The organism is Mucilaginibacter inviolabilis, assembly GCF_011089895.1.
Taxonomy (GTDB): Bacteria; Bacteroidota; Bacteroidia; order Sphingobacteriales; family Sphingobacteriaceae; genus Mucilaginibacter; species Mucilaginibacter inviolabilis.
This window is the reverse complement of sequence record NZ_JAANAT010000002.1, coordinates 144530-167261: the sequence shown is the minus strand read 5'-3', so window position 1 is coordinate 167261 and position 22732 is coordinate 144530. Positions and strand designations below refer to the sequence as shown.

Here is a 22732-nt window from a genome sequence, read left to right as displayed (position 1 = left end):
AAGCTCAAAAGATTAAATACTATATGTAATTAATGTTCCAAATTTGAGATTCCAAGAGTTTGAAGAACATTGGGAGGAATTGATTCTTAACGACGCTGTTTTAATGAGTAGTGGCGGAACACCATCCATGCAACGACCAGAGTACTGGGGAGGTAATATCCCGTTTATCTCGGCGAGTTCTATGCATGATACAGTCATATCAAACAGTCACCAATACATAACAATAGAGGGGCTGAAAAGTGGATCTAAACTTATTAAAAAAGGCAATTTATTATTGTTAGTCCGAGGTAGTATGCTGTGGAAGCAGATTCCAATTTGTTACAACAAAGTTGATGTAGCATTTAACCAGGATGTAAAAGGCATAGTTGCTAATGACAAAACAACATCACTGTTTTTGTTATATTGGTTTAAATCAAAAGAAGCCATATTAAAAGATATGGTAACATCTACTGGTATTGGTGCCGGAAAATTTGATTCCAACAGCCTTTTAAGTCTGTCTTTACTGCTACCAAATAAATCTGAGCAATCAAAAATCTCAAAAACCCTTTGGTTAATTGACGAAAGGATTCAAACCCAAAACAAAATAATTGAGGAGTTAAACGTGTTAAAAGCGGCGGTAACTAAAAGGATATTTTCAGGGAAATTGAAATTTACAGATAACAGAGGAAACGATTTTCCCAAATGGGAATGGAAGAAGCTAGAAGATATTGGAGAGTTTTCAGGTGGAGGCACTCCTGCCTCTTCTAATTCAAGTTTTTGGAGTGGCAATATTCCTTGGATATCATCTTCAGATCTATCTGAAAATGATATTCATTCAATAAATATTACGAGATTTATCACCGAAAGTGCTATCATCAACTCAGCAACTAAACTTTTTGCGGCTCCTGTAATTTTAATCGTTTCAAGAGTAGGTGTTGGGAAAGTTGCTTACTCAGAAAAAAACCTTTGTACCAGTCAAGATTTTTTGAATATGCATAAATTCAGTTGTAACGGCTTATTCCTTACATATCTACTTTCTATAGAGATGAAAAAAGCAGCGTCGAGTACACAAGGCACTTCAATTAAAGGAATTTCTTCGATGGAAATTAAATTGAAACATATTTTCCTCCCTTGCATTGCTGAGCAAAACAAGATTGCTGATTTTCTAGATACTTTAGATAAGAAAGTTGATGCAGAATCACGTGTATTGCAGAAATTGATTCTACAGAAGCAGTATCTTTTACAACACCTTTTTATATAAAGATATTAAGTAAAAGGTATTGCTTCTGTTTTTCGTAACCTTTCAATACTGTCTTTTCAACTTCAATTTTTTGATATAATCTCGAAAAGAAGTTGGCAATCTCACGTTGTTCATGGAGACAAGGACAGGAAAATTTTGTTGACTTTAATATATTATTATACAATCGTTGAATCGTTCCTCCTTCAGTATTATATTTTACAATCTTGAGGACGTAAAATAGAAAATCATTGATGACTATTGACTCATCATTGTCAATCCAAACTATATTAGAATCTTGAAAATAGGCATCTTCACCTGTATAAACAGTTATTCTACCTATTGTGCCTGCTGCGGAGATTAAGACGTCCCCCTTTTTTGGAAATGAAAACCTTTTCTTATAATCTTCAAATAATTCACGGGTGATATAAGCGTCAGCTGTTTTACCGAAAGAACCAATTTTGAAAAAGGGTATTTCACCAATAACTGCTGTCTCCTGATTAAATATTCTTCTACACATTTTTACATCGCCAATATCGCCCAACGTCATTGCTCTCCATTCCTCGTAACTTCTGCCTTCCGCATTCGTGAATCGCAGCTGTTTTGAAAATATTCGTTCAAGTAAACAACTATTTAAAGATTCAAGTTCCTCAATTATTTTGTTTTGGGTTTCAATTCGTTGGTCTATTAATGAAAGAAAAGATGCAATTTTCTGTTGCTCGACCAGTGATGGAAACCAAAATTGAATGTTGGATAGCTTTTCTTGATTTAAATTAGCCTGAGCAATTCCCTGAGAAAGCTTTTGTACATCAACTTTAAATTTATCAAACTGATGTTTTATAAAAAACACGGACGCTTTATTTTTATATGGGATCAATCCTATTATACTATCGGGAAAGCAGGCTTTGATTTTCAGAATAGTTGTTTCTGCAATATTTGCAGCAATTGTGATGCACAAGGTATTTTCATTCCATAATTTACTTTGCTTTAACCCGGCATCGGAATAGGTCTGCGTGTACTTATATAAATATAACCCTGCACTTTTTACGTCTCCCGTTTGTATGAATGGATATTTCCCGCCATAGAGGAATGCAGCATCCCTTGGTCTATGTTTTGATTTCCCTCTACTAATGTCAGCCACGTCTCCCAAATTTTTTTTCTCCCAATCGCCCTCAAACTCTTGGAATCTCAAATTTGGAACATTGGCCATTTTATTTGTTTTACTCGCCATCTTGATGGTTTGGTTTCTTAGCTGTGAACATTAAGGATGGTTAAAAAACAAGTCCAAGTTCTTTTAGATAAACCTCGATTTCTTGGTCAAGGCCAGCGCGTTGGGCTTCAAGTTCTTTAATTTCACGCATGACGGCCTGGATATCAATCTCTTCTTCTTCTTCGAAAGTATCGACATAGCGGGGAATATTGAGATTGTAATCGTTTTCTGCAATCTCCTGTAGGGAGGCACAGTGGCTGTATTTTTCGATTTCGGTGCGATTTCGGTAGGTTTCAACAATTTTCTCCATGTGGTCCTTCCGGAGTTTGTTCTGTGTTTTGACCTTTTCAAACTCCTTGCTGGCGTCGATGAACAGGATATTATCATCTTGTTTGCGGCATTTTTTAGCGATGATAATACAGGTCGGGATGCTGGTACCGTAAAAAATATTAGCAGGCAGCCCTATGATGGCATCAATATAATTTTTCTTTTCGATCAGGAAGCGGCGAATTTTTCCTTCTGAACTCCCCCGGAATAAAACACCGTGCGGAGCTACACAAGCCATAGTACCCTGTTCATTTAAATGATGAATCATGTGCAGAATAAATGCATAGTCAGCTTTAGACTGGGGTGCCAATACGCCTGCGGAGCTAAAGCGGTCGTCACCGTTGAATTTTGAAGCGGCAGTCCAGGTCGCGGAAAAAGGAGGGTTGGCTACTACCGCATCAAATTGACGGTCGCCAAACTCATTCGCTTCTAAAGTATCCCCGTTACGTATGTCAAAATTATTGTATTTGACACCATGCAACAACATATTCATGCGGCAAAGATTAAAGGTGGTTGGATTCTTTTCCTGCCCATAGAGCACGTCAGCATGCCCATTTTGCGCGGTACGAAGCAATAACGAACCGCTGCCACAGGTAGGATCATAAACATCTTTTAATCGAGGTTTTCCGGTGGTCACAATGTCGGCCAATATCTGACTAACTTCCTGTGGGGTATAGAATTCTCCTGCTTTTTTACCTGCCCCTGCCGCAAACTGAGAGATCATGTATTCATAGGCGTCACCTAGAATATCGATTTCGTGAGCATCCTGTAAACCAAAGTCAATGCCATTCAATGCCAGAAGCACATCGCTTACAAGGCGATTCTTGTCATCAGCCGTTCTCCCCAGTTTAGGAGAGGCAAGGTCGATATCGGAAAACAAACCTCCAAAATCTTCTTCACTATCTTGTCCGACGGTGCTGTCTTCGATCCTTTTCATTGAGCGCTCCAAAGCTGGCAGGATATTCTCCTTCTTCCCGATTAGCTCAATCATGCTAGAGTATAGATGTTCAGGTGGGACAAAGTATCCTAGGTCCTGCATACTGGTTTCTTTGATGGCTGCCTTTAACGTTTCGTCATTGCCTTCCCAAGCTTGTTTGAATGAGAGACCATCAGCTTTTAACTCCTTATTAACATAGAGTTCTATTTTTTCTGACAAGTATTTGTAAAATATAAATCCCAAAGAAAAATACATAAAGTCGCTTGCCGACATATTTCCTCTTAACGTATTAGCCACCATCCAAAGCTGGGTGCGTAGTCGTTGTTGTAGTTCTTCACTCATATTAATCCCAATTATAGATATCAATAATATTACGCAGTTTTTTGACCACCCGATCCAGGATCGTGCGGCGTTCGATCAAGCCCGCCTTTCTTTGGCGTACTGCTTCTTGAACGATCTCCATCTTTTCACGTTTGAGGTAGTCATATTCCGCCAAAAAGTTATTCAGCGCACCAACTTCGATTGCTTCTTCTTGCGCCAGATCTTGTACTGCTTTACCCCGTTCTTGTGTTACGTAAGCAGCAAGTCGGGTCTCCAGATCCATGGTGCCATCTGCCTTGGCTTTGTTGAAACCGTCCTTGTCGTTATCGATATTTTGCCGCATGAAACCATCGATTAGTTTGGCCTTGTTACGCATGCCCGCATCTTTGATCATGGTATCCAGTATCTGCCGTTTTTGCTGCTCATAATCGTGACTTGATGGATTCAGGTTGGCGATGAGTTCCAGGATATAGGCTACATTGATCACATCGCTGCGCAACAACTCCAGACAAAAGTCGATATCGTCCAGCGTCACTTCTTCACCGTATGGTTCTTGCGGTTCAGCTACTACAGACAGTGGATCGACAGGTGATTTAATCGGCCCGATAGCGATGTCGAGATATTTGCTACGGAAATCCATGAACTCTTGCTCTGACATTGCAAACGATTTATCATCAGCTTCAAAATCTTCATAAACTTGGATCTCTGCTCTTTTTTTAATGATCTCCCGGAAAGCAAGCACGAAGTCTTTTTTATCATATTCGCTTTGTAAGGCATCTACAGATTGCACTTCCGGGTACTTCTTTTTGAAATCAGTCATGAGTTCATTCAACTCCTGCTTGACCTTTTCGAATGGTTCACGAATAATGAATTCGTTGGGCTGGTTGTTACTGAAAAGCCGAATAGCAGCATCCACATTGTCTTTAAGGTTACGGAAGCAGATCACTTTACCGAAACGCTTCTTTTCATTCAATATCCGGTTTGTACGGCTGAATGCTTGAACTAGCCCATGGTATTCCAGATTCTTATCTACATACAATGTATTGAGTTTTTTGGCGTCAAATCCGGTAAGAAACATATTGACCACCAGCAATAGGTCCAGCGGCTCCATGTCTGGCTTTTTCTTTTTCATTCGGAGATTGACATCATCGTAATAAGCGCCAAAATTCTCCGTGCTAAAAGAAGTGGCGAACATTCCATTGTAGTCATCAATAATCAATTGTAACTCATCAGCAGCCACGGATTCGGTAGCAAAGCCCTGATTGATCCCTGTAAATTCATCATCCTGACTAACGTTCGCTTCGTAGGTAAACACTGCCCCGATCTTAATCTTAGGCTGCAACTCTTTAAATAACTTGTAATATTTCAATAACGCAGCGACCGATTGAGTGGCGAAGACTGCATTATATTCTCCATCGAAAGTGGACTTGTGGAAATTGGCCAGTATAAATTTAGCGATTTCCTGCATCCGTACCTGGTTCATGTAATCCTCCCCAGCCTCATTCCTGCCTTTGTAATACTCGACGAGAAAGCCTAAAACATTCTCATCAGCAATGGCATCCTTTATCAGATAACGATGTAGACATTCCCCGAATACTTCAGCGGTGGTGTGTTCATTCGCGTTTTCACTAAAAATAGGCGTACCCGTAAAACCGAAAAATTGAAGGTTGTTAAAAAAGCGCCGGATGTTTTTATGCGAATCCCCGAACTGGCTGCGGTGGCATTCATCAAAGATCATGACAACCTTTTGGTCGCGAACTTTTTGTAAATGCTTGTTATATCGATCGCGTGTTACTGCATTGTTCAGTTTTTGGATAGTCGTGATAATGATTTTCGAATTCCCGCTCAAGCGTTTGATCAGCTCATAGGTGTTGTCGGTGCTATCAACCGCTTTAGGCTCAAAAGATTCATATTCACTTTGGGTCTGCGTATCTAAGTCCCGTCGGTCCACGACAAAGATCACCTTATCGATACCGTCGATTTCCGAGGCCAATTGTGCAGCTTTAAAGGATGTTAAGGTCTTACCTGCACCCGTGGTATGCCAGATATAACCATTCTTAGTGGAGTTTTCGATCCGGTCAAGAATCCTTTCTACTGCATAGTATTGATAAGGACGAAGTGCCATCAAGCTTTTGTCGCCCTCATGCAGCACAATGTACTTGCTGATCATCTTACCTAGACTGCATTTCTCCAGGAAATGGCTGGCGAACTTTTCCAGATCATTAAATGGAGTATTTTCTGCATCCGTCCAGTTAAAGGTAAACTTGTAGCCTCCATTCGGATTATTAGCAAAATAGCGAGTATTAACCCCATTGGATATCACGAACAACTGGATATAATCAAACAAACCTTCAAAAGATGTTTTATGATAACGTTGTACTTGATTATATGCCTCCTTTAACTCTAGGCCTCTTTTTTTGAGTTCTATCTGAACCAATGGTAAACCGTTGATCAAAATGGTCACATCATATCGGCATTTCTTCCGTCCTTCGACCGTTATCTGATTAGAAACCTGAAACTCATTCTGGCACCATTTAATTTTATTCAAAAATTCAATCCAAACCCGTTCTCCATCTTCCGTTTCCAGAGGGTAAAGATCTCGTAGCTTTTTAGCCTTCTCAAAGCGTGTACCGCCTTCTAAATGAATTCGTATCTTTTCAAATTCTTTGTCCGAAAACTTTGTTCGGCCAATTAGCGCAAGTTGTTTTTTATTATGTTTTTCAAGTTGTGATTTAAAGTTCGCGTACAGGTTCTCCTCTTCCTTCAACACAACTTGCTCATAGCCAATCTCCAGTAAAGTTTTGATGAGACCATTTTCTAATATCTGTTCACTCTGGGCTGTCATAAGGTTAAATCATTACGTAAACATACCAATTTAAATTAACCAATTGACTTCAGAAAACAGCTGACAATTACTTTGTAACATCTTCATCCTTGTGCCAACAACTCGGTGACGAGAATTGTTCAACTATGATTTCCTGTATATAGCTGCGCTGTTGCCAATTTTTTATGGCTCAGCATTTGGCCTATCGTTTCGATCGGGACATCATTCATGATCGTGACCGTCATTGCAAAAGTATTCCGCGAACAACAGTAAGTCAAATTTTTAGTGCGGTTGGGTTCCCTGGCGGCTGACTTTATTGCGTAGAATAATTATATTGGAAAAAGAACCCGGTGGCGGCAGAAATACCACGTACGCTTTAATAACGATCTAACATATTCAGTCAGATTATTCCTTAAGTTTTAGGCCTTTAAACAAGTGGCTTAAAATTTCGGCCGGATCTGAATCAATTGCCAAGGCGATCAAATATAGCTCGTCTGCTCTTAATCTTGCTGAGGGATTCATGGCCAATTCGCTTAATCTTGATTTGCCGATTCCTGTCTTACGGGAAACCTCCGCTTTATTAACGGATTTTTTTGCAAGATAAAGACCGAACTCTGTCATGAATAACGTTTTTCTGGAATATTTTATGAGTTTAATGTACAGATGTTTGGGAAATCTAAATAATTTTATTTTTTATGTCCGGCTTTTCTTTACATTTGTCCTGTTTTTCTAAATATTTGAATGTGACTCCAGACGATTTATTGACCAAAAAGGACCTTGAGAATTTTAAAAACGAGCTATTCGAAATCTTAAAACCGCTCAAGGAAGCGCAAACTCTGCAACAGCAAAAGTGGCTTAGGAGTAAAGACGTGCGAAAGCTTTTAAATATATCTGCCGGTACTTTGCAGAATATGCGGGTCGCCGGAACCATAAGCCATAATAAGGTCGGTAAGATATTCTTTTATAAAGCCGAGGATATTGACAAAATGCTTTCCGGGGCTGAAAAAAAAAGCCCGAAAAGGAAGCCATAACGCCTGCGCAGTCGCAGACGTTCAGTGTGCTTTTTCTTCTGAAGGCACCTAAAAATAAGCTGAACACTTTATTGCACATCTACATCCGACTGAACATTAATGGACAGCGCGAGGAATGGTCAACCGGAAAGAGATGCTTGCGTGAAGAATGGAACGGTCAGACTAAACGGATCAGAGGAAATAAAGAGGAGGCCCGTATTACCAATGCCTGGCTGGATGTGCTCTACACAAGAGCTTATTCCTGCAGGCTTGAACTCTACACTTCGGGAAAGCCATTTCAGGCAGTACATATCCGCAAGCTGATGCAGGGCGAGGAAATTGATCCGCCAAAAATGCTGTCAGAAGCGTGGAGCTATCATACAAATCAAATAGCTGGGCTACTGGGGAAGGATTATACCCCGGGAACACTTGCCAAATACAAGACGGTTTACAGAGTTATTAAAAAGTACGTCGCCATGAAAAATAAAGCCGACGATATTCGTTTGGACGAGATAGATTATCGGTTTGTACGTGATTTCGAGTACTACCTTAAAACGGACTACGGCGTTAAGATTAATACCGCTATACAGATGGTCAAAAAGTTAAGGACGGTGATAAAGATAGCTTATGAGATTGGATGGGTAAAACGTGATCCATTCATCGCCTATAGGGTAAGGCATGAGGAAGTACATCGGGAATATCTGACCAGCAATGAACTTAATGAGCTAGCAAAAAAGCGGCTCAGGAAGAGGCGGCTTAATATTGTAAGGGATTTATTTCTTTTTAGTTGCTACACCGGTCTTTCCTATGCCGATACGGTTAAGCTTAAACGGGCTGATATATTGAAAGGTGAGGATGGTGGACTTTGGATTCAGACCTACAGGACGAAAAATAACAATCGCGTAAGAGTTCCCCTATTGAGCCCGGCGTTGCGTCTTGTTGAACACTATAAAGATTATCCGAGAATTCTGGATGAAGATTTTATCCTACCTAAAATAAGCAATCAAAAGGCTAATGCCTACCTCAAAGATATAACCAGCATGATGGGCTGGACAAAACGGCTGACTTTTCATTGCGCCCGGCACACTTTTGCAACTACTGTAACACTGACCAACGGGGTTCCGATTGAAACTGTAGGACAGATGCTTGGACATAAAAGTATTAATACTACTCAGTTATATGCCCGCATAACCGACACCAAGGTCAGCAGAGACATGAAGCCGCTAAAGAAAAAATATGTTGGCCAGGAGCTCTTTCTAACGGAAGAGGAAATCGATTGAAATTTATCATACCGATTGTTTCTCCTCTTCCGCAAAGCTATTGATAATTAAAGTAGCATTTACAATAACGCATTATTTATTGCTTCGGTAACAACGCTACCATCTATATCGTCGAGGTAAGTTTGAGTCTGTAATTGGGTTTCATGCCCTAAAGCCTCTTGGATAATCCTAATGCCAACGTTTGCTTCATTTAGATGACTTGCAAAACCGTGCCTGAGAGAATTCGAAGTGAACTGGATCTCCCATCCGACAACATTGGCGATAGCTTTGGCATCTTCATTAAAATCTTTTAAGGCTGATTTAATACGGGTATGGATCTTTCTTGCGGTATCATGTGCTTGGAAGATAAATGGAAAGACATACCCCGCATCAGATTGAACAGGATAGGTCAGAAATGTATTTACAATCTTCATCGCTTTAGGGTGCAGTTCAAAGTTATAATCCCTTTTATTCTTTGAACGTTTATAGACCAGACCATTATTTTGAAGGCTGTCAAATTTCAGTTTCAACATATCATTGAAATTGATACCCCTGGCATAATACATAAACTGTAATAATAGGTGTGATCTGTATTCCCGGCTATCTTCTGGGTAGTTTAGTTTTAATATGCGTTGGAAATAAACGGATTTGATAGATCGCTTCTTGGTGCGGATCCTTTTATAGACCTTGAATTTTATGTGTCTTTTTGGATGGTATTCCTTAGTTACGATCTCATCTGCAATAGCAAGATTCCAAACCCTGTAAAGCGTTCTTAGATAAATACTCTTAGTAGACTCTGAATTCTTTGAGATCTGTCGCTCATAAGCTTCATGATGTGCTTTGGTGAATTCCATGAATGTGCAATCTTTATTATTGAGCAATTTCTGAACACTAAGCTTACAACTCCAAAATACATTTGCATATCCCGGATTATCTGATTCTTCGTATTGGTCAATAATGGTCTAAATATACTCAAGGATTTTATTGGGCTTAGTGACTTTATTAAAGCTTTGACTGCTATTCGTAATTGCGGCTTTTATTTGTTTAGGATTTATATATCTCCCGGCCCTTTCTGCTAATTTTATTTCAAACTGAATATCATCTATAATTTTATCAATCCTGACAGCAAGTTCCTTATATTTTGGATGTGTTAATCGCGGATAGTTATTTTTATTATCCCATTGTTTGAGTGAACTGCTAAAACCAATTGAAATGTAGGTATTAACACGGGCTTGTGTCATTCTTATCCTGACGCCATATTCTCCCTCAACAAGGTTTTTCTTTCCTTTTGTAATGCTTCTATAAGTCCAGAGGACTGGTTTGATGAAAATTTCCATAAATCTATTATTTGCCCCTAAGTAACCCCAGGAGCAAATAATAGACAAGATTTGTATGTAATCGACAGTTTACAACCCTGTAAACCAATCTTAAAATTATTTTAAGGCTTCCTTTATTGCGTTGGCAATAATACTATCGTCAATGTCGTCCAGGTAGACTTTTGTCTGGGATTGTGTCTCATGACCTAGTGCATCCTGAATGATTTTGATATCAACGTTTTTTTCATTCAAATGACTTGCAAAACCATGTCTTAAAGCATTGGAGGTAAATTTCTTTTTCCAACCAACAGCTTCTGCCATAGCTTGTGAATCCTCATTGAAATCCTTTAAAGCCGAATCAATCCTTGTGTCAATCTTCCTTGCAGTGTCGTGTTCCGCCATAAGGAAAGGGAAAATAAAACCGGCATTTGATTGCTCAAAATGTATTTCAAATATTTTAATGACATCAACTGCTTTAGGATGCAATTCAAAATCGTATTTCCTTTTATTTTTTGAGCGTTTATATTGAATACCATCATTAACAAATTGCTCTTTCTTCAGCTTAAGCATATCATTAAAATTCATACCTCTCGAATAGTACATGAATTGCATTAATAAATGAGAACGGTGCATCCTGGTGCCTTTCGCCAGTTTAAGTTTCATGATCCGTTCCCAAAAATCAGATTTGATAGAGCGTTTCTTCGTCCGGATGCGCTTATAAGCCTTAAAGTTAATGATGTTTTTAGGGTGATGGTCCTGCGTTGCCAATCCATCTTTTATGGCAAGATTCCATATTCTATAATATGTCCGGAGATAATGACTTTGCGTTGATTCCGAAGTTCCTGCTATTTGTTTTGCATAAGCTTCGTGATCTGCCTTAGTAAAGGCGACGAACATCTTATCCTTATCTTTTAAAAGCTTTTTTACAGTCAGCCTGTTATTATAGAACACATTTGCATAGCCTGGGTTATCAACGGAATCATAATAGTCGATCAAATACTTGATATAAGCCAAAATTTTACTGGGCTTACCAATAACGACCGGTTGTTTAAGTTGATTATTTAACCGGGCTTTAATTTCGACGTGAGTAATTAACCGGCCAGCCTTTTCTGCCGATTTTATTTCGTAATTGATATCATCGATAAATTTCTTTATTCGAGTTATCAAGGCTACATAATGAGGATGGCTCATCTTGGGAACCCCTTGTACAGAATCCCAATTATCAACCGAGCTGCTATAGCCGGTTGATAGGTACTTGGAGTCCCGGTTTTGAGTTAACCGGATCCGTACTTCATGTTCGCCAATTACGTAATTTTTTTCAGTCTCTAATATTTCTCTATAGGTCCAAAGAATGGGCTTAATTGCTATTTCCATAGCGATTAAAAATTTATATTATCCTGGCATGCAAACCGTCATGCTATAGTTTACCTAATGTCTTGTGATAAACCATTGATAAAACAAAGATCGTTAAAATGGACAAAAAAACAATAGTCAATAAGTCATATAAATATCATAAAATTTTGATTATCAGTGATATTTATAACTATTTTAAACCATTTTAAGTTTGTCACTTTTCGGATGGCATGCAAGAGGTCATCGGTTCGACTCCGATATTCTCCACTGATTTAAAAAAACCTCTAAAATCAACGTTTTAGAGGTTTTTTTTATTGAAAAAGCTATCATCTTTGAGGTAAAAACAGCACGACCTTAAGACCTCTTTCAGAAAGATTATCATTGATTTTACCTCACTAAATTAAGTTCGATAGACCATGCCTTTTTAAAATTTTAATGAAGACATCAATCTTGTAAAATTTTCGCCCGGTGCGCTCCTCCCCAGGCGGCAATTTCATTAATAATGGGAATAATAGTGTTACCATAATCCGTAAGTTCATATTGTACAGTAACGGGTTTCGTGTCATAAACAATGCGTTTAACCAATCCATTCGCTTCCAATTCCTGTAGCTCTTTGGAGAGCATTTTGGAACCAATTCCGTCAATCTGGCGCTGCAAATTCATAAAATAATTGGATCCGAACGCAAGCGTCGCTATTATTTGGATCTTCCATTTCCCACTTAAGATATCCATTGTATCCCGGACAGAACGCATTTTCACTTTACACACAACTGGAAGTTCAGTTTTTTCTTTTTTTTGAGGCATAAAATTCAATATAGTTTCACAAAGGAAAGCGCTTTACATTTGGAAAGCTCTTTCAAATATAAAGCGCATTATTCAGTTTTGCAACACGAAAAAATGATTAATACAACATGAAAAAGGCAGTCTATATTATTTCCATGTCAATGATAAGTTGCTTGACAACTATTTCATTCGCGCAAACTTCAAAACAAAAAAACATGACATTAGAAAACAACAAACAAGTATTTATTAAATTTAACAGAGAGTTCTTTGGCAATGGCGACACTGCTATCGCAAAAGTACTTCTGACGGAAACCTTCGTAAACCATACGCCTCCGCCTAATGCCCCCGACGATGCCTCGCCGATGATAAAATTTACTTCTGAATTCCACAAAGGGTTTTCAAATATTCATTTCGAGGTACACGAGGTAGTGGCCGAAGGCAATAAAGTTGCCTTGAGAAAAACAATGACAGCCACGAATACCGGGCCCTTCTTTGGGAATGCCCCTTCTGGAAAAACAGTCACTTTAAATTCTATTGAGATAGCAATCATAAAAGACGGAAAAATCACCGACTATTGGGCCAAGAATGACTATATGCAAGCTCTGCTAGGGAATTGGGCAGCAATAGAACCTGAAAAAAAGACCAAAAATGATAAATATCCGAGCAATAAAAACAATACCGAAAGCAACGCTGCAATAGAAAAGAATAAACAAACGGTGATTAAATTCAATACTGAACTCTTTGAATTGGCTAATACAGACAATTTAAAGGAGTTTTTAGCAAATGGATTCGCAAATCATACAGCACCAGCCAATGGCCTTCTTGACGACAGGGCAAATGGGGTAATTCAATTTGCCTCATCCTTTCATAAAGGTTTCTCCAATATCAAAGTGCAAATAGACGAGGTAATAGCAGAAGGCGACAAAGTGGTGCTGTTTAAAACCGTCACCGCCACACATACAGGAGAGTTCATGGATAAAACTCCCACAGGCAAAGCTATAACGTTGCATGTAATTGAAATGGATATTCTAAAAGATGGTAAGATCACCGACCAATGGAGCAGGAATGATTTAATGCTTATAGTACAGGGTTTATAACTTAATAATAAAATCTATATATAGATAGATTTCGGGTACATATTGAAATAAAAGATACCGGATAATAAAAAGGGCTTCACAAATTGTGAAGCCCTTTTTCATGAAATAAATCCGGATTCCCTTCCCTCCTTTTTAGCCTCCAATAATAACCGTTGAGTTTTTGGCATAAATAGCCTAACTTTGTGGCCAGATGAAATATATTGCCATCATCATAAGCCTATACGTTTCCCTCCTGTCGGTTATGCCGTGTCAGGACAGGGATGATGCTGTATGGGCTCAAACACACCTGACCATCAGGCAGGCACATGATGGTAATAAAGGTTGCAGCCGCGAATCTTGTACACCGCTTTGCTCCTGCTCCTGCTGTTCAAGTGTTAGGGATATTGACCAGCAGGTATATATTCCATCATTTCAGCAAAATACTTTTGTTCCCTATCCCGATCTGATCATTCCGGCTTTATCTGAGCAGGATATCGCCATCTGGCAGCCGCCGCAATTAAGTTAATACGAATCTCCTTTTAATTTTTTTGCCCGTCATCACCAATGACGAGGCATGGATTGTCGCATTAATTTAATAAAATTTCATGTTTGATCATATTATCGCGTTCTCTATCCGGAACAAGGTAACTATTGGAATCATGACGCTGCTGCTGGTAATTGCCGGAATTTATTCCGCAGCCAATCTACCGGTCGACGCGCAACCCGATATTACCAACAACCAGGTACAGATCATTACGCAGGCACCCAATCTGGGTGCACAGGAAGTGGAGCAATTTATTACCGCTCCCATTGAATTATCTATGGCTAATATTGCCGGGATAGTCGAAAAACGGTCTATATCCCGTTCGGGTATATCCGTTATAACCCTAGTTTTTAAAGACAATATTGATATATATTGGGCGCGTCAGCAGGTAACGGCCCAATTGAAAGAAGCCGAAAGCAGTATCCCCGCAGACCTTGGCGAGCCAACACTAGCCCCCATAACTACCGGACTTGGGGAAATTTACCAGTATGTAATTCACCCTCAAAAAGGCTACGAGCAAAAGTATACCGCTACAGACCTGCGGACCATTCAAGACTGGCTCGTTCGTACACAATTAGCAGGCACCGTTGGGGTGGCCGAAGTAAGCGGCTGGGGCGGTTTTGTTAAACAATACGAAGTAGCACTGGACAACGATAAGCTTAACTCGCTGGGACTTACCATTCCAGATGTATATACTGCCTTACAGAAAAACAACGAAAACACAGGCGGCTCCTATATCGAACAGCTCAACAACGCTTACTTTATCCGTGGCCTGGGGCAGGTAAAATCCCTGGATGATATCAAAAAGATCGTTGTTAAAAACGTGAAGGGATCGCCTGTTTTGATACGAGATATTGCCACCGTACAATTTGGCAGTGCCACCCGTTATGGCGCAGTAACCCGAAATGGCGGCGGCGAAGTAGTGGCCGGTGTCACCCTGATGCTCAAAGGCGAAAACTTTAGCCAGGTGATCAAAAACGTAAAGGAACGCATGGTGCAGATCAAAAAGTCGCTGCCCGAAGGCGTAACTATTGAGCCTTTTATTGATCGCACCGAACTGGTTAACCGGGCCATCGGCACCGTAAAACGCAACCTGCTGGAAGGCGCACTGATCGTAATTTTTGTATTGGTGCTTCTGTTAGGCAATTTCAGGGCTGGTTTGGTAGTTGCTTCGGTTATTCCGCTGGCTATGCTGTTCGCCTTTTTGATGATGCGTTTATTCGGTGTTTCGGGAAACCTCATGAGTTTGGGCGCTATCGACTTCGGACTTATTGTGGACGGAGCAGTAATTATTGTAGAGAGCGTGGTGCATCACATTACCAGTGGCCAATATCAAAAGAAATCGATAGAAAAGCTCAGTACCGAACAAATGGATAACGAGGTACAAAATAGCGCCGGCAAGCTCATGAAATCGGCAGCTTTCGGGCAGATCATTATCCTCATTGTTTATCTTCCGCTGCTATCGCTCATTGGTATTGAAGGTAAAATGTTCCGGCCGATGGCCCAAACCGTGGCATTTGCCATTTTGGGCGCGTTTATCCTCTCGCTTACTTATGTGCCCATGGCCAGCGCCTTGTTTCTGAGTAAAAACACGGTACACAAAATCAATATTTCCGACCGCATCATCACTTTTTTACAGCGCATTTATCAGCATGCGCTGGTGGCTGTGTTAAAGGTAAAAATGCTGACCGTAGCGGTGGTTTTTATATTATTCGGCATCTCGATATGGGCATTCAGCCGCATGGGTGGTGAGTTTATACCGACACTGGAAGAAGGCGATCTCACCGTAGAAATCTCGATGATGCAGGGTACATCCCTTTCTGAAGTGGTTAAAACCTTTGGCAAAGCGGAGAAATTATTGAAAGATCGTTTCCCGGAGATTAAACAAGCGGTTACCCGTATCGGTAGTTCCGAAATCCCCACCGACCCCATGCCTATTGAACGGGGTGATATGATGCTGGCCATGAAGCCCAAAGCCGAATGGAAAACAGCAACCACCCGCCAGGAGATGACTGCTAAAATGGAAGCCGCACTGGAGGAAATCCCTGGCATTCACGCCTCTATTTCACAGCCTATGCAAATGCGTTTTAATGAACTGATGACCGGTATCAGGCAGGATGTAGCCATTAAGATATATGGTGAGGATCTGGATGTACTGGCCGATGAGGCTGCCAAAATAGCGAAGGAAATTTCGACAGTAAAAGGTGTAACTCAGCCTTTTGTCGAAAAGGTAATTGGTTTGCCCCAGATACAGGTATCCTACAACCGTGATAAGATGGCCCAATATGGTTTGAATATCAGCGATGTAAATGTGATACTAAAAACTGCCTTTGCCGGTAATGTGGCCGGTGTTGTATTTGAAGGCGAAAAACGTTTTGATATGGTGGTACGCATGGACCGCAACCTGCGCGAAAACATTACCAACGTGGAGAATCTGTTGATCCCCCTCCCATCTGGCAATAAAGTACCGCTGAACCAGGTAGCTGACATTGGCATCAAAGATGCGCCTGCACAAATTTCACGTGAGGATGGCAAGCGTCGCATTTATGTAGGTTTTAATGTAGAGGGCCGCGATGTAGAATCAACCGTAACCGAAATTCAGAACAAGCTGGCTGGCCGGATAAAACTACCTGGAGGTTATTACATGACCTATGGCGGACAGTTTCAAAACCTGCAGGCTGCAAAAAGCCGGCTGGCTATCGCCGTGCCCGCCGCTTTACTGTTTATACTCGTATTACTGTATGTCACCTTCCGTTCGGTTAAGGAAAGCTTGCTCATTTTTACGGCTGTCCCATTGGCTTCCATGGGTGGCGTAGCGGCCTTACTGCTTCGGGGCATGCCTTTCAGTATCTCGGCCGGGGTTGGTTTTATTGCCCTGTTCGGAGTAGCGGTTCTTAATGGCATTGTGCTCATTGGCTATTTCAATCAGCTGAAAGAAGAAGGCATGAGCAATATTTATGACCGTGTTTTGGAAGGCACCAAAACCAGGTTACGTCCCGTACTGATGACTGCTTCTGTAGCCTCACTGGGTTTCCTGCCTATGGCTTTATCGTCAAGCGCGGGTGCCGAAGTGCAAAAACCGTTGGCAACTGTAGTTATAGGCGGCCTGGTTACTGCCACGTTTTTAACGCTGTTTGTTTTGCCTTGCCTGTACCTGTTATTTAACCGTAAAGAGATAAGTAAAATAAAAATACCCAAGGCTGTATTAACCATTTTAGTTGCAGGTATACTGGCCTTAGTGGGTATACCCAAGGCAAACGCACAAAACAATCAACCCTTAACGCTGGATAGCGCTATAGCCAAAGCTTTAATTCAAAATCTGAAGATACGCTCTGCAGGGTTATCGGTTGATCAGGCCAGGGCTTTACAAAAATCATCGGCCGACCTACCCAAGACAGAATTTTTGCTTACACAGGACCCTACCAGTGGAGGCAATATTGATAACAGTATCGGTGTAAAACAAAGCATTGCCTGGCCAGGCTATTATAAAAATCAGCGAAAACTGTTGAATCAGCAAACCCAGCTGGCCGAAAGTTCTGACGCTGTAACAAGGGCCGATATTGTTAGGCTGGTACGTAGCGCCTGGTATGCCTATCTCCTGAACCGGGAAATGCTGCGGGTTTTGGACCACCAGGATAGCATTTACTCCGGCTTTGTAAAAAAGGCCGAGATAAGGCGAAAAACGGGCGAAACATCTGCGCTGGAAGTGATCAGCGCGCGTAATAAGTACCAGGAAATTCAAGCCCTTAGGATAGGTACTCAGGCAGACTTACGCAGTAATGAACTGGCTCTACAACAATTATTAAATATAGATGAGCCTGTATTGGTGAGCGAAAGCGCTTTACCCCTACTGATTGATCTCCAGTCAAACACAGCCAATGTAACTAGCAACCCCCAATTGGGCATGAACCTGCAGCAAATTGAAGTGGCCAGGGCAAAAGTAGCTCTTGAAAAATCGCGGTTGATGCCCGACTTTACTTTGGGATATAACCAGCAGCTGCTCATTCCCGGGTTTGATCCGGCCAACATTAACCGGAGTTATTCGCCCGGTACACGCATTGGTGGTTTCCAGGTAGGTATTTCTGTGCCTGTTTTTAGTAAGGCCTATACAGCACGTATCCGTTCAGAAAAAATAGCCACACAGGTGGCCGAGATTAATTATCAGCAAACCCATCAACAGCTCCGCACCCAATATGAGCAGGAGCTACAACAATATCAAAAATTTAAACAGGCGGTAGAATATTATACCTCGGGTGGGTTAAAGCAAGCCGATGAACAGTTAAGAATAGCACAGGTGTCCTTCAACTTAGGCGAAATAGGCTATATCGAATATATTCAAAATACATCGGCCGCTATACAAACCAAGCTTACTTACCTCGAAACAGTAAGCCGCTTAAATCAATCGGCCATACAAATTCAATACATCAAAGGAAAATAAAATGCAGATTAAAAAATATAAATATTATATACCGGTACTCATCATCATGAGCACCGGCATGTTAGCTGCCTGTTCGGGCAGTTCGGCAAAAAAAGAAAATGATAGTCCACAGACAGCTAATGTAAAAACAGCGAAATCAGATAACATTACGCTTACAGAAGCACAAATGAAAAACGTGGGGATTGAAATAGGACCCATCACCCAAAAGAACCTCGATGCGGTGATTAAGGCCAACGGGCAACTGGCCGTTCCGCCACAAAACCGGGCAGATGTAAGCATCCTTTCGGGTGGCGTGATCAGTCGTATCAGTGTACTCGAAGGGCAACAGGTTAACCGGGGACAGGTCTTAGCAACCATCAGCAACCAGGATTTGATCAAAATACAACAGGATTACCTGGCTGCAAAAAGCAATTTTACCTATATACAGGCGGAGTTTAACCGTCAGCGCCAGCTGCAGGATGCCGGTGCCGGAACAGGCAAATCATTTCAATCGGCACAGGCTACTTATAATGCAGAGCTTTCACGCATCAAAGCCTTTGAAAGTCAGCTCAGGCAATTAAGCATCAACCCTGGCCATATCAATAGCGGCAATATTGTTTCCGGTTTCCCCGTAGTTTCACCCATTACAGGAACTGTAGGAAAAATATCAGCCAATACAGGAGCCTTTGTACAACCGGGTACATCCATCATGGAGGTTGTGGACAACTCCAAGATCCATTGCGATCTTACCGTATTTGAAAAAGATTTGATGCAGGTAAAGCTAGGTCAAAAAGTAAATTTTCAACTCACTAACCAGGGCGACATGATGATCACCGGTAAAATCAATGGCATCAATAAATCTTTTGAAAACGAAAGCAAGGGTGTTATCGTCCATGCCGAGATTGATAACCGGCAGCATAAAAACCTGATCCCGGGGATGTATGTCACCGCTCTCATTAGTATAGGCAGCCACCCGGTACCGGCTGTTCCGGTTGAGGCGGTAGTTCGTTCCGGCGGCAGACAATATATCTATATCGTGACCGGTGAAGAAGCCCAATCAGGAAAAACAAGCTATAGCTTTAAAAAGGCAGAGGTTACAACCGGTGTAATGGAATTAGGCTATATAGAAATTAAACCCATGAATAGTTTACCGGCCAATGCCAAAGCCGCGTTAAAAGGAGCATTTTACCTGGAATCAAAAGCCGAGGGTGGTTCGGATGATGATTAATTATCTGGTTTAAACTACTCAACAAAAAAGTATGTCATTTCGAACGAGGTACGAGGAAAAATCTTTTATACTTAGTTAATCATGATGCGAGGTGCAGAAGATTTCTCCTCGTACCTCGTTCGAAATGATATTGGTTTAGAGTTAAACCGGTCTGATTTTTAATTAACGCTTATAAATAATGATTGTTAAAATCACTTTTATTTTTTGACCTCAAAAACCACAAACTAATTAAAAAACTTTAAGAAGTATACATATTAGTTAAACAGTGTCCGGATTAGGGATAAAGTTCATAAAGGCCTGGAATTTGGCGTAGTAATTCTGCATGTTGAGCTGGTAATAATAGGCCCCTCTTTTTGAACCTGCTTTATCTTTATCGGCCAGCTTAATGAGCAAGCCGGTTGCCAGCACTCTTTTGCTGAAATTACGTTTATCAATAGTGGTATTAAAAACACATTCGTACAGCGTTTGCAGCTGTGGGATGGTAAATTTGGTAGGCAAAAGTTCAAACAATATCGGGTGCATGGCCGCTTTATAACGGATGCGTTTTTTGGCCTGCTCCAACATTTCCTGCTGATCAAATATGAGTTTGGGCGTCCGTTTTAGCTGGAACCACTCGGCATGATAATCAGAACTGATCTGGGTTTGATACTTTTGAATGTCGATAAGTGCGAAATAAGCCACGGAAACGGTACGTTCCATCGGATCCCGGTTTGGTTCGCCAAAGGTATATAACTGTTCCAGGTACACCCCTTCCAGCCCTGTTAATTGTTTAAGGATACGGTTTGCTGCCTGGTCGATGCTTTCATTACCCTGCACAAAACCACCCATCAGGCTCCAGTTTCCCTTCTCGGGCTGAAATCCTCTTTTGATCAGTAATAGTTTTAAAACCTCTCCGTCAAATCCAAAAATAATGCAGTCAACAGCCAGCAATAACCTGGTCTGTTTAGAGTATTTTAGCATCTTATATATTCCGAATTACAATAAAAAACAAATATAGAATTACATTCGATATAAGCATAAATAAAAGAAATTCCAAAAAAAATCTAAAAAGGTAGATGCCGATCGATGAAGTAAAGTAGAAAAAAAAATTTAGCAATACTATATAATTGTTAAAAAAACAGTTATGAAAGAATATTTTAACCTTTTTTCTTCTTTTTGGATGGCTTCGCGATCTTGTTAAACTGCAGGCAAAGACTTATCCAATGGTCAAAATCTTTTGATGAGCGCAGGTTTTCTGCCTCTACAAAACAAAATCTTTCATCACCCGGCTCCCATGAACCATCTGACGGCAGTTATCGTTTTCCAGTGCAAGGGCAACCTGTTCGGTGCCTATACGGCATAGCATATCCTGGTTGCGTATGCAAATGCACATTTTATCATTAACCATAAAGCACAAACCCTGAAACATCTTTACTTCATCTACCAGCTCTTGTTCGCTAAGGGCCTCCCGTACCCGGTTAGCTAATAATTCGTCATATGCCATAATGGAGAGTCAAGATAGTAAGAGTCAGGAATCAAGATTAAAACCAAGGGTCAATTATCACATCACCGCTGGTATTTCAATCAGCTCTTGATTCTTGACTCTAATATCTTGATTCTTTTTAAAAACTACTCTAATTTTTCCAGGTCTTTTCGTATGCGGTTCTTTTCGGTTGTTGTTTTTGCCTGTTTCAGTGCAGTCTGCAAATGTTTTGCAGCCGTCTGCTGGTCAACTCCTGTGTACAAATGTCCCAGTAAAACATGGTATAAATGATTATCATCCAGCTGCAGCTTTTCGGCCTCGGTTATAGCCTCCTGTTTTCCCCTCGCCTTATAAAGCGCATAAGTGCGGTTAAGCGCAACAATGGGCGAGTAGGCAACCTGCAGCAAACCATTATATAGCTGTAAAATATTTTCCCATTTCTGATTAGTATCAGCATTAATGGTATGCCAGTAAGCGATGCCTGCTTCCAGATGATATTTGCCCAATTGAAGGCCCTGCGATGCCCTGTTCAGGTAATCGTTCCCTTTGGCTATCAATTCGGCATTCCATAAATTGGTATCCTGTTCATCATAGCGTATCATTTCACCATGTTCATCGGTTCGGGCTTCAAAACGCGAAGCGTGAAAACACATGAGCGCAATAAGCGCATTAGTATCGGATAAGTTGGTGTTTTTGTCCTCTGTTAATAAAACTGCCAAACGCAGAGCTTCCAGGCAAAGATCTTTACGTAGTGTGGTATCTTTACTGCTGGAGTAATAGCCTTCATTAAAGAGCAGGTACAATGTAGTTAAAACTGCCTGTATCCTGGTACCGATCTGGGACGGCGGCGGAAACTCGATCTTTACATTTTGCTCGCGTAGCTTTTCTTTGGCCCTGAACAGCCTTTTATTAATACTTTCTTTGTTGGATAAAAAAGCATCTGCTATTTCATTGATACCAAAGCCACAAAGGATCCGGAGGGCTAGGCCAATCTGGGCCTCGGGAGGTAATATAGGCTGGCAAATAGCAAACATCAGCTGCAACTGGCTATCCCTGATGTGCTCATCGGATAGGTCTATCACTATTTCTTCGGCTCCTTCATAAGCTGCCTGCAGGTTGCCGGTTATTTTTTCTGCAAATAACTTGTTGCGTCGTAAATAATCTTTTGCCTTGTTGCGGGCCACAGTATATAACCAGGCTACCGGGTTATCGGGTAAACCTTTTAACCCCCAAACTTCGGTTGCCGTTAAAAAAGTGTCGCTGGCAATATCTTCGGCAATTTCCGGGTGTTCAAAGCCAAAATGCTTATAAAGCACGGCCGTTATTTTGCGATACTCTGTACGGAACAAATGGGGTAATAACTCCTGTTTATTGATCTCAGCAGCCATATTGGTTTATCATAACCCGAATATAAACGTATTTCCTGTACCCCCGTTTAAACTTTTCAAA

The 22732-nt window shown here is 40.9% G+C and carries 18 protein-coding genes; 7 read left to right on the top strand and 11 right to left on the bottom strand.

All coding sequences use genetic code 11. From position 1 onward, the window contains the following. Positions 1-43: 43 nt before the first annotated feature. Complete coding sequence (locus G7092_RS16755) at positions 44-1240, top strand: restriction endonuclease subunit S (protein ID WP_166091175.1); 1197 nt, start codon at positions 44-46, stop codon at positions 1238-1240. Here G7092_RS16755 and G7092_RS16750 read toward each other — a convergent pair. The 4 genes from G7092_RS16750 to G7092_RS16735 form a co-directional block, all read right to left on the bottom strand. After that, the gene (locus G7092_RS16750) at positions 1233-2447 is read right to left on the bottom strand and encodes a restriction endonuclease subunit S (RefSeq protein WP_166091174.1); all 1215 of its coding nucleotides are present in this window, start codon (positions 2445-2447) and stop codon (positions 1233-1235) included. The genes G7092_RS16755 and G7092_RS16750 overlap by 8 nt on opposite strands. Before the next feature lie 40 nt (positions 2448-2487). After that, positions 2488-4032 carry a type I restriction-modification system subunit M gene (locus tag G7092_RS16745; protein WP_166091173.1) on the bottom strand — a complete coding sequence of 515 codons (1545 nt, stop codon included), beginning with the start codon at positions 4030-4032 and terminating at the stop codon, positions 2488-2490. A gap of 1 nt (position 4033) precedes the next feature. Next, on the bottom strand, positions 4034-6856 hold the full coding sequence (locus G7092_RS16740) for a type I restriction endonuclease subunit R (RefSeq protein WP_166091172.1): 2823 nt from the start codon (positions 6854-6856) through the stop codon (positions 4034-4036). 384 nt (positions 6857-7240) lie between these two features. Continuing rightward, positions 7241-7456, bottom strand: a complete 216-nt coding sequence (locus G7092_RS16735; RefSeq protein ID WP_166091171.1) for a helix-turn-helix domain-containing protein — start codon at positions 7454-7456, stop codon at positions 7241-7243. Positions 7457-7530: 74 nt separating this feature from the next. On the opposite strand from G7092_RS16735, the gene G7092_RS16730 reads away from it, so the two are divergent. After that, entirely contained in the window at positions 7531-7866 is a 336-nt protein-coding gene (locus G7092_RS16730; protein WP_235953885.1) for a helix-turn-helix domain-containing protein, read from the top strand. Positions 7867-7937: 71 nt separating this feature from the next. After that, positions 7938-9125: a site-specific integrase gene (locus G7092_RS16725; RefSeq protein ID WP_166091170.1), complete on the top strand. Its 1188-nt coding sequence runs from the start codon at positions 7938-7940 to the stop codon at positions 9123-9125. 59 nt (positions 9126-9184) lie between these two features. Here G7092_RS16725 and G7092_RS30800 read toward each other — a convergent pair whose 3' ends face one another. The 4 genes from G7092_RS30800 to G7092_RS16705 form a co-directional block, all read right to left on the bottom strand. Continuing rightward, on the bottom strand, positions 9185-10060 hold the full coding sequence (locus G7092_RS30800; protein ID WP_317170008.1) for a tyrosine-type recombinase/integrase: 876 nt from the start codon (positions 10058-10060) through the stop codon (positions 9185-9187). 6 nt (positions 10061-10066) lie between these two features. Then, positions 10067-10441, bottom strand: coding sequence for an Arm DNA-binding domain-containing protein (locus G7092_RS16715; protein WP_166091168.1), 375 nt, complete (start codon positions 10439-10441; stop codon positions 10067-10069). A 96-nt stretch (positions 10442-10537) separates the two neighbouring features. Then, positions 10538-11794, bottom strand: coding sequence for a tyrosine-type recombinase/integrase (locus G7092_RS16710; protein ID WP_166091166.1), 1257 nt, complete (start codon positions 11792-11794; stop codon positions 10538-10540). 423 nt (positions 11795-12217) lie between these two features. Then, positions 12218-12577: a winged helix-turn-helix transcriptional regulator gene (locus G7092_RS16705; protein ID WP_166091165.1), complete on the bottom strand. Its 360-nt coding sequence runs from the start codon at positions 12575-12577 to the stop codon at positions 12218-12220. Between the two features lie 107 nt (positions 12578-12684). Between G7092_RS16705 and G7092_RS16700 the strand changes: the two genes are divergently transcribed. The 4 genes from G7092_RS16700 to G7092_RS16685 all read left to right on the top strand — a co-directional run bounded on the left by G7092_RS16700 (position 12685) and on the right by G7092_RS16685 (position 19821). Then, positions 12685-13653, top strand: a complete 969-nt coding sequence (locus G7092_RS16700) for an ester cyclase (protein WP_166091164.1) — start codon at positions 12685-12687, stop codon at positions 13651-13653. Positions 13654-13843: 190 nt separating this feature from the next. Then, on the top strand, positions 13844-14158 hold the full coding sequence (locus G7092_RS16695; RefSeq protein ID WP_166091163.1) for a DUF6660 family protein: 315 nt from the start codon (positions 13844-13846) through the stop codon (positions 14156-14158). Positions 14159-14237: 79 nt separating this feature from the next. After that, positions 14238-18614 carry a CusA/CzcA family heavy metal efflux RND transporter gene (locus G7092_RS16690; RefSeq protein ID WP_166091162.1) on the top strand — a complete coding sequence of 1459 codons (4377 nt, stop codon included), beginning with the start codon at positions 14238-14240 and terminating at the stop codon, positions 18612-18614. Position 18615: 1 nt separating this feature from the next. Continuing rightward, complete coding sequence (locus tag G7092_RS16685) at positions 18616-19821, top strand: efflux RND transporter periplasmic adaptor subunit (RefSeq protein ID WP_166091161.1); 1206 nt, start codon at positions 18616-18618, stop codon at positions 19819-19821. Between the two features lie 258 nt (positions 19822-20079). Here the strand turns inward: G7092_RS16685 and G7092_RS16680 are convergent, their stop codons facing one another. The 3 genes from G7092_RS16680 to G7092_RS16670 all read right to left on the bottom strand — a co-directional run bounded on the left by G7092_RS16680 (position 20080) and on the right by G7092_RS16670 (position 22671). Then, the gene (locus tag G7092_RS16680) at positions 20080-20781 is read right to left on the bottom strand and encodes an NUDIX hydrolase (protein ID WP_076375980.1); all 702 of its coding nucleotides are present in this window, start codon (positions 20779-20781) and stop codon (positions 20080-20082) included. A 280-nt stretch (positions 20782-21061) separates the two neighbouring features. Beyond that, positions 21062-21304, bottom strand: coding sequence for a TfoX/Sxy family protein (locus G7092_RS16675; protein WP_166091160.1), 243 nt, complete (start codon positions 21302-21304; stop codon positions 21062-21064). Between the two features lie 125 nt (positions 21305-21429). Beyond that, on the bottom strand, positions 21430-22671 hold the full coding sequence (locus G7092_RS16670) for an RNA polymerase sigma factor (protein ID WP_202985342.1): 1242 nt from the start codon (positions 22669-22671) through the stop codon (positions 21430-21432). Positions 22672-22732: the final 61 nt, after the last annotated feature.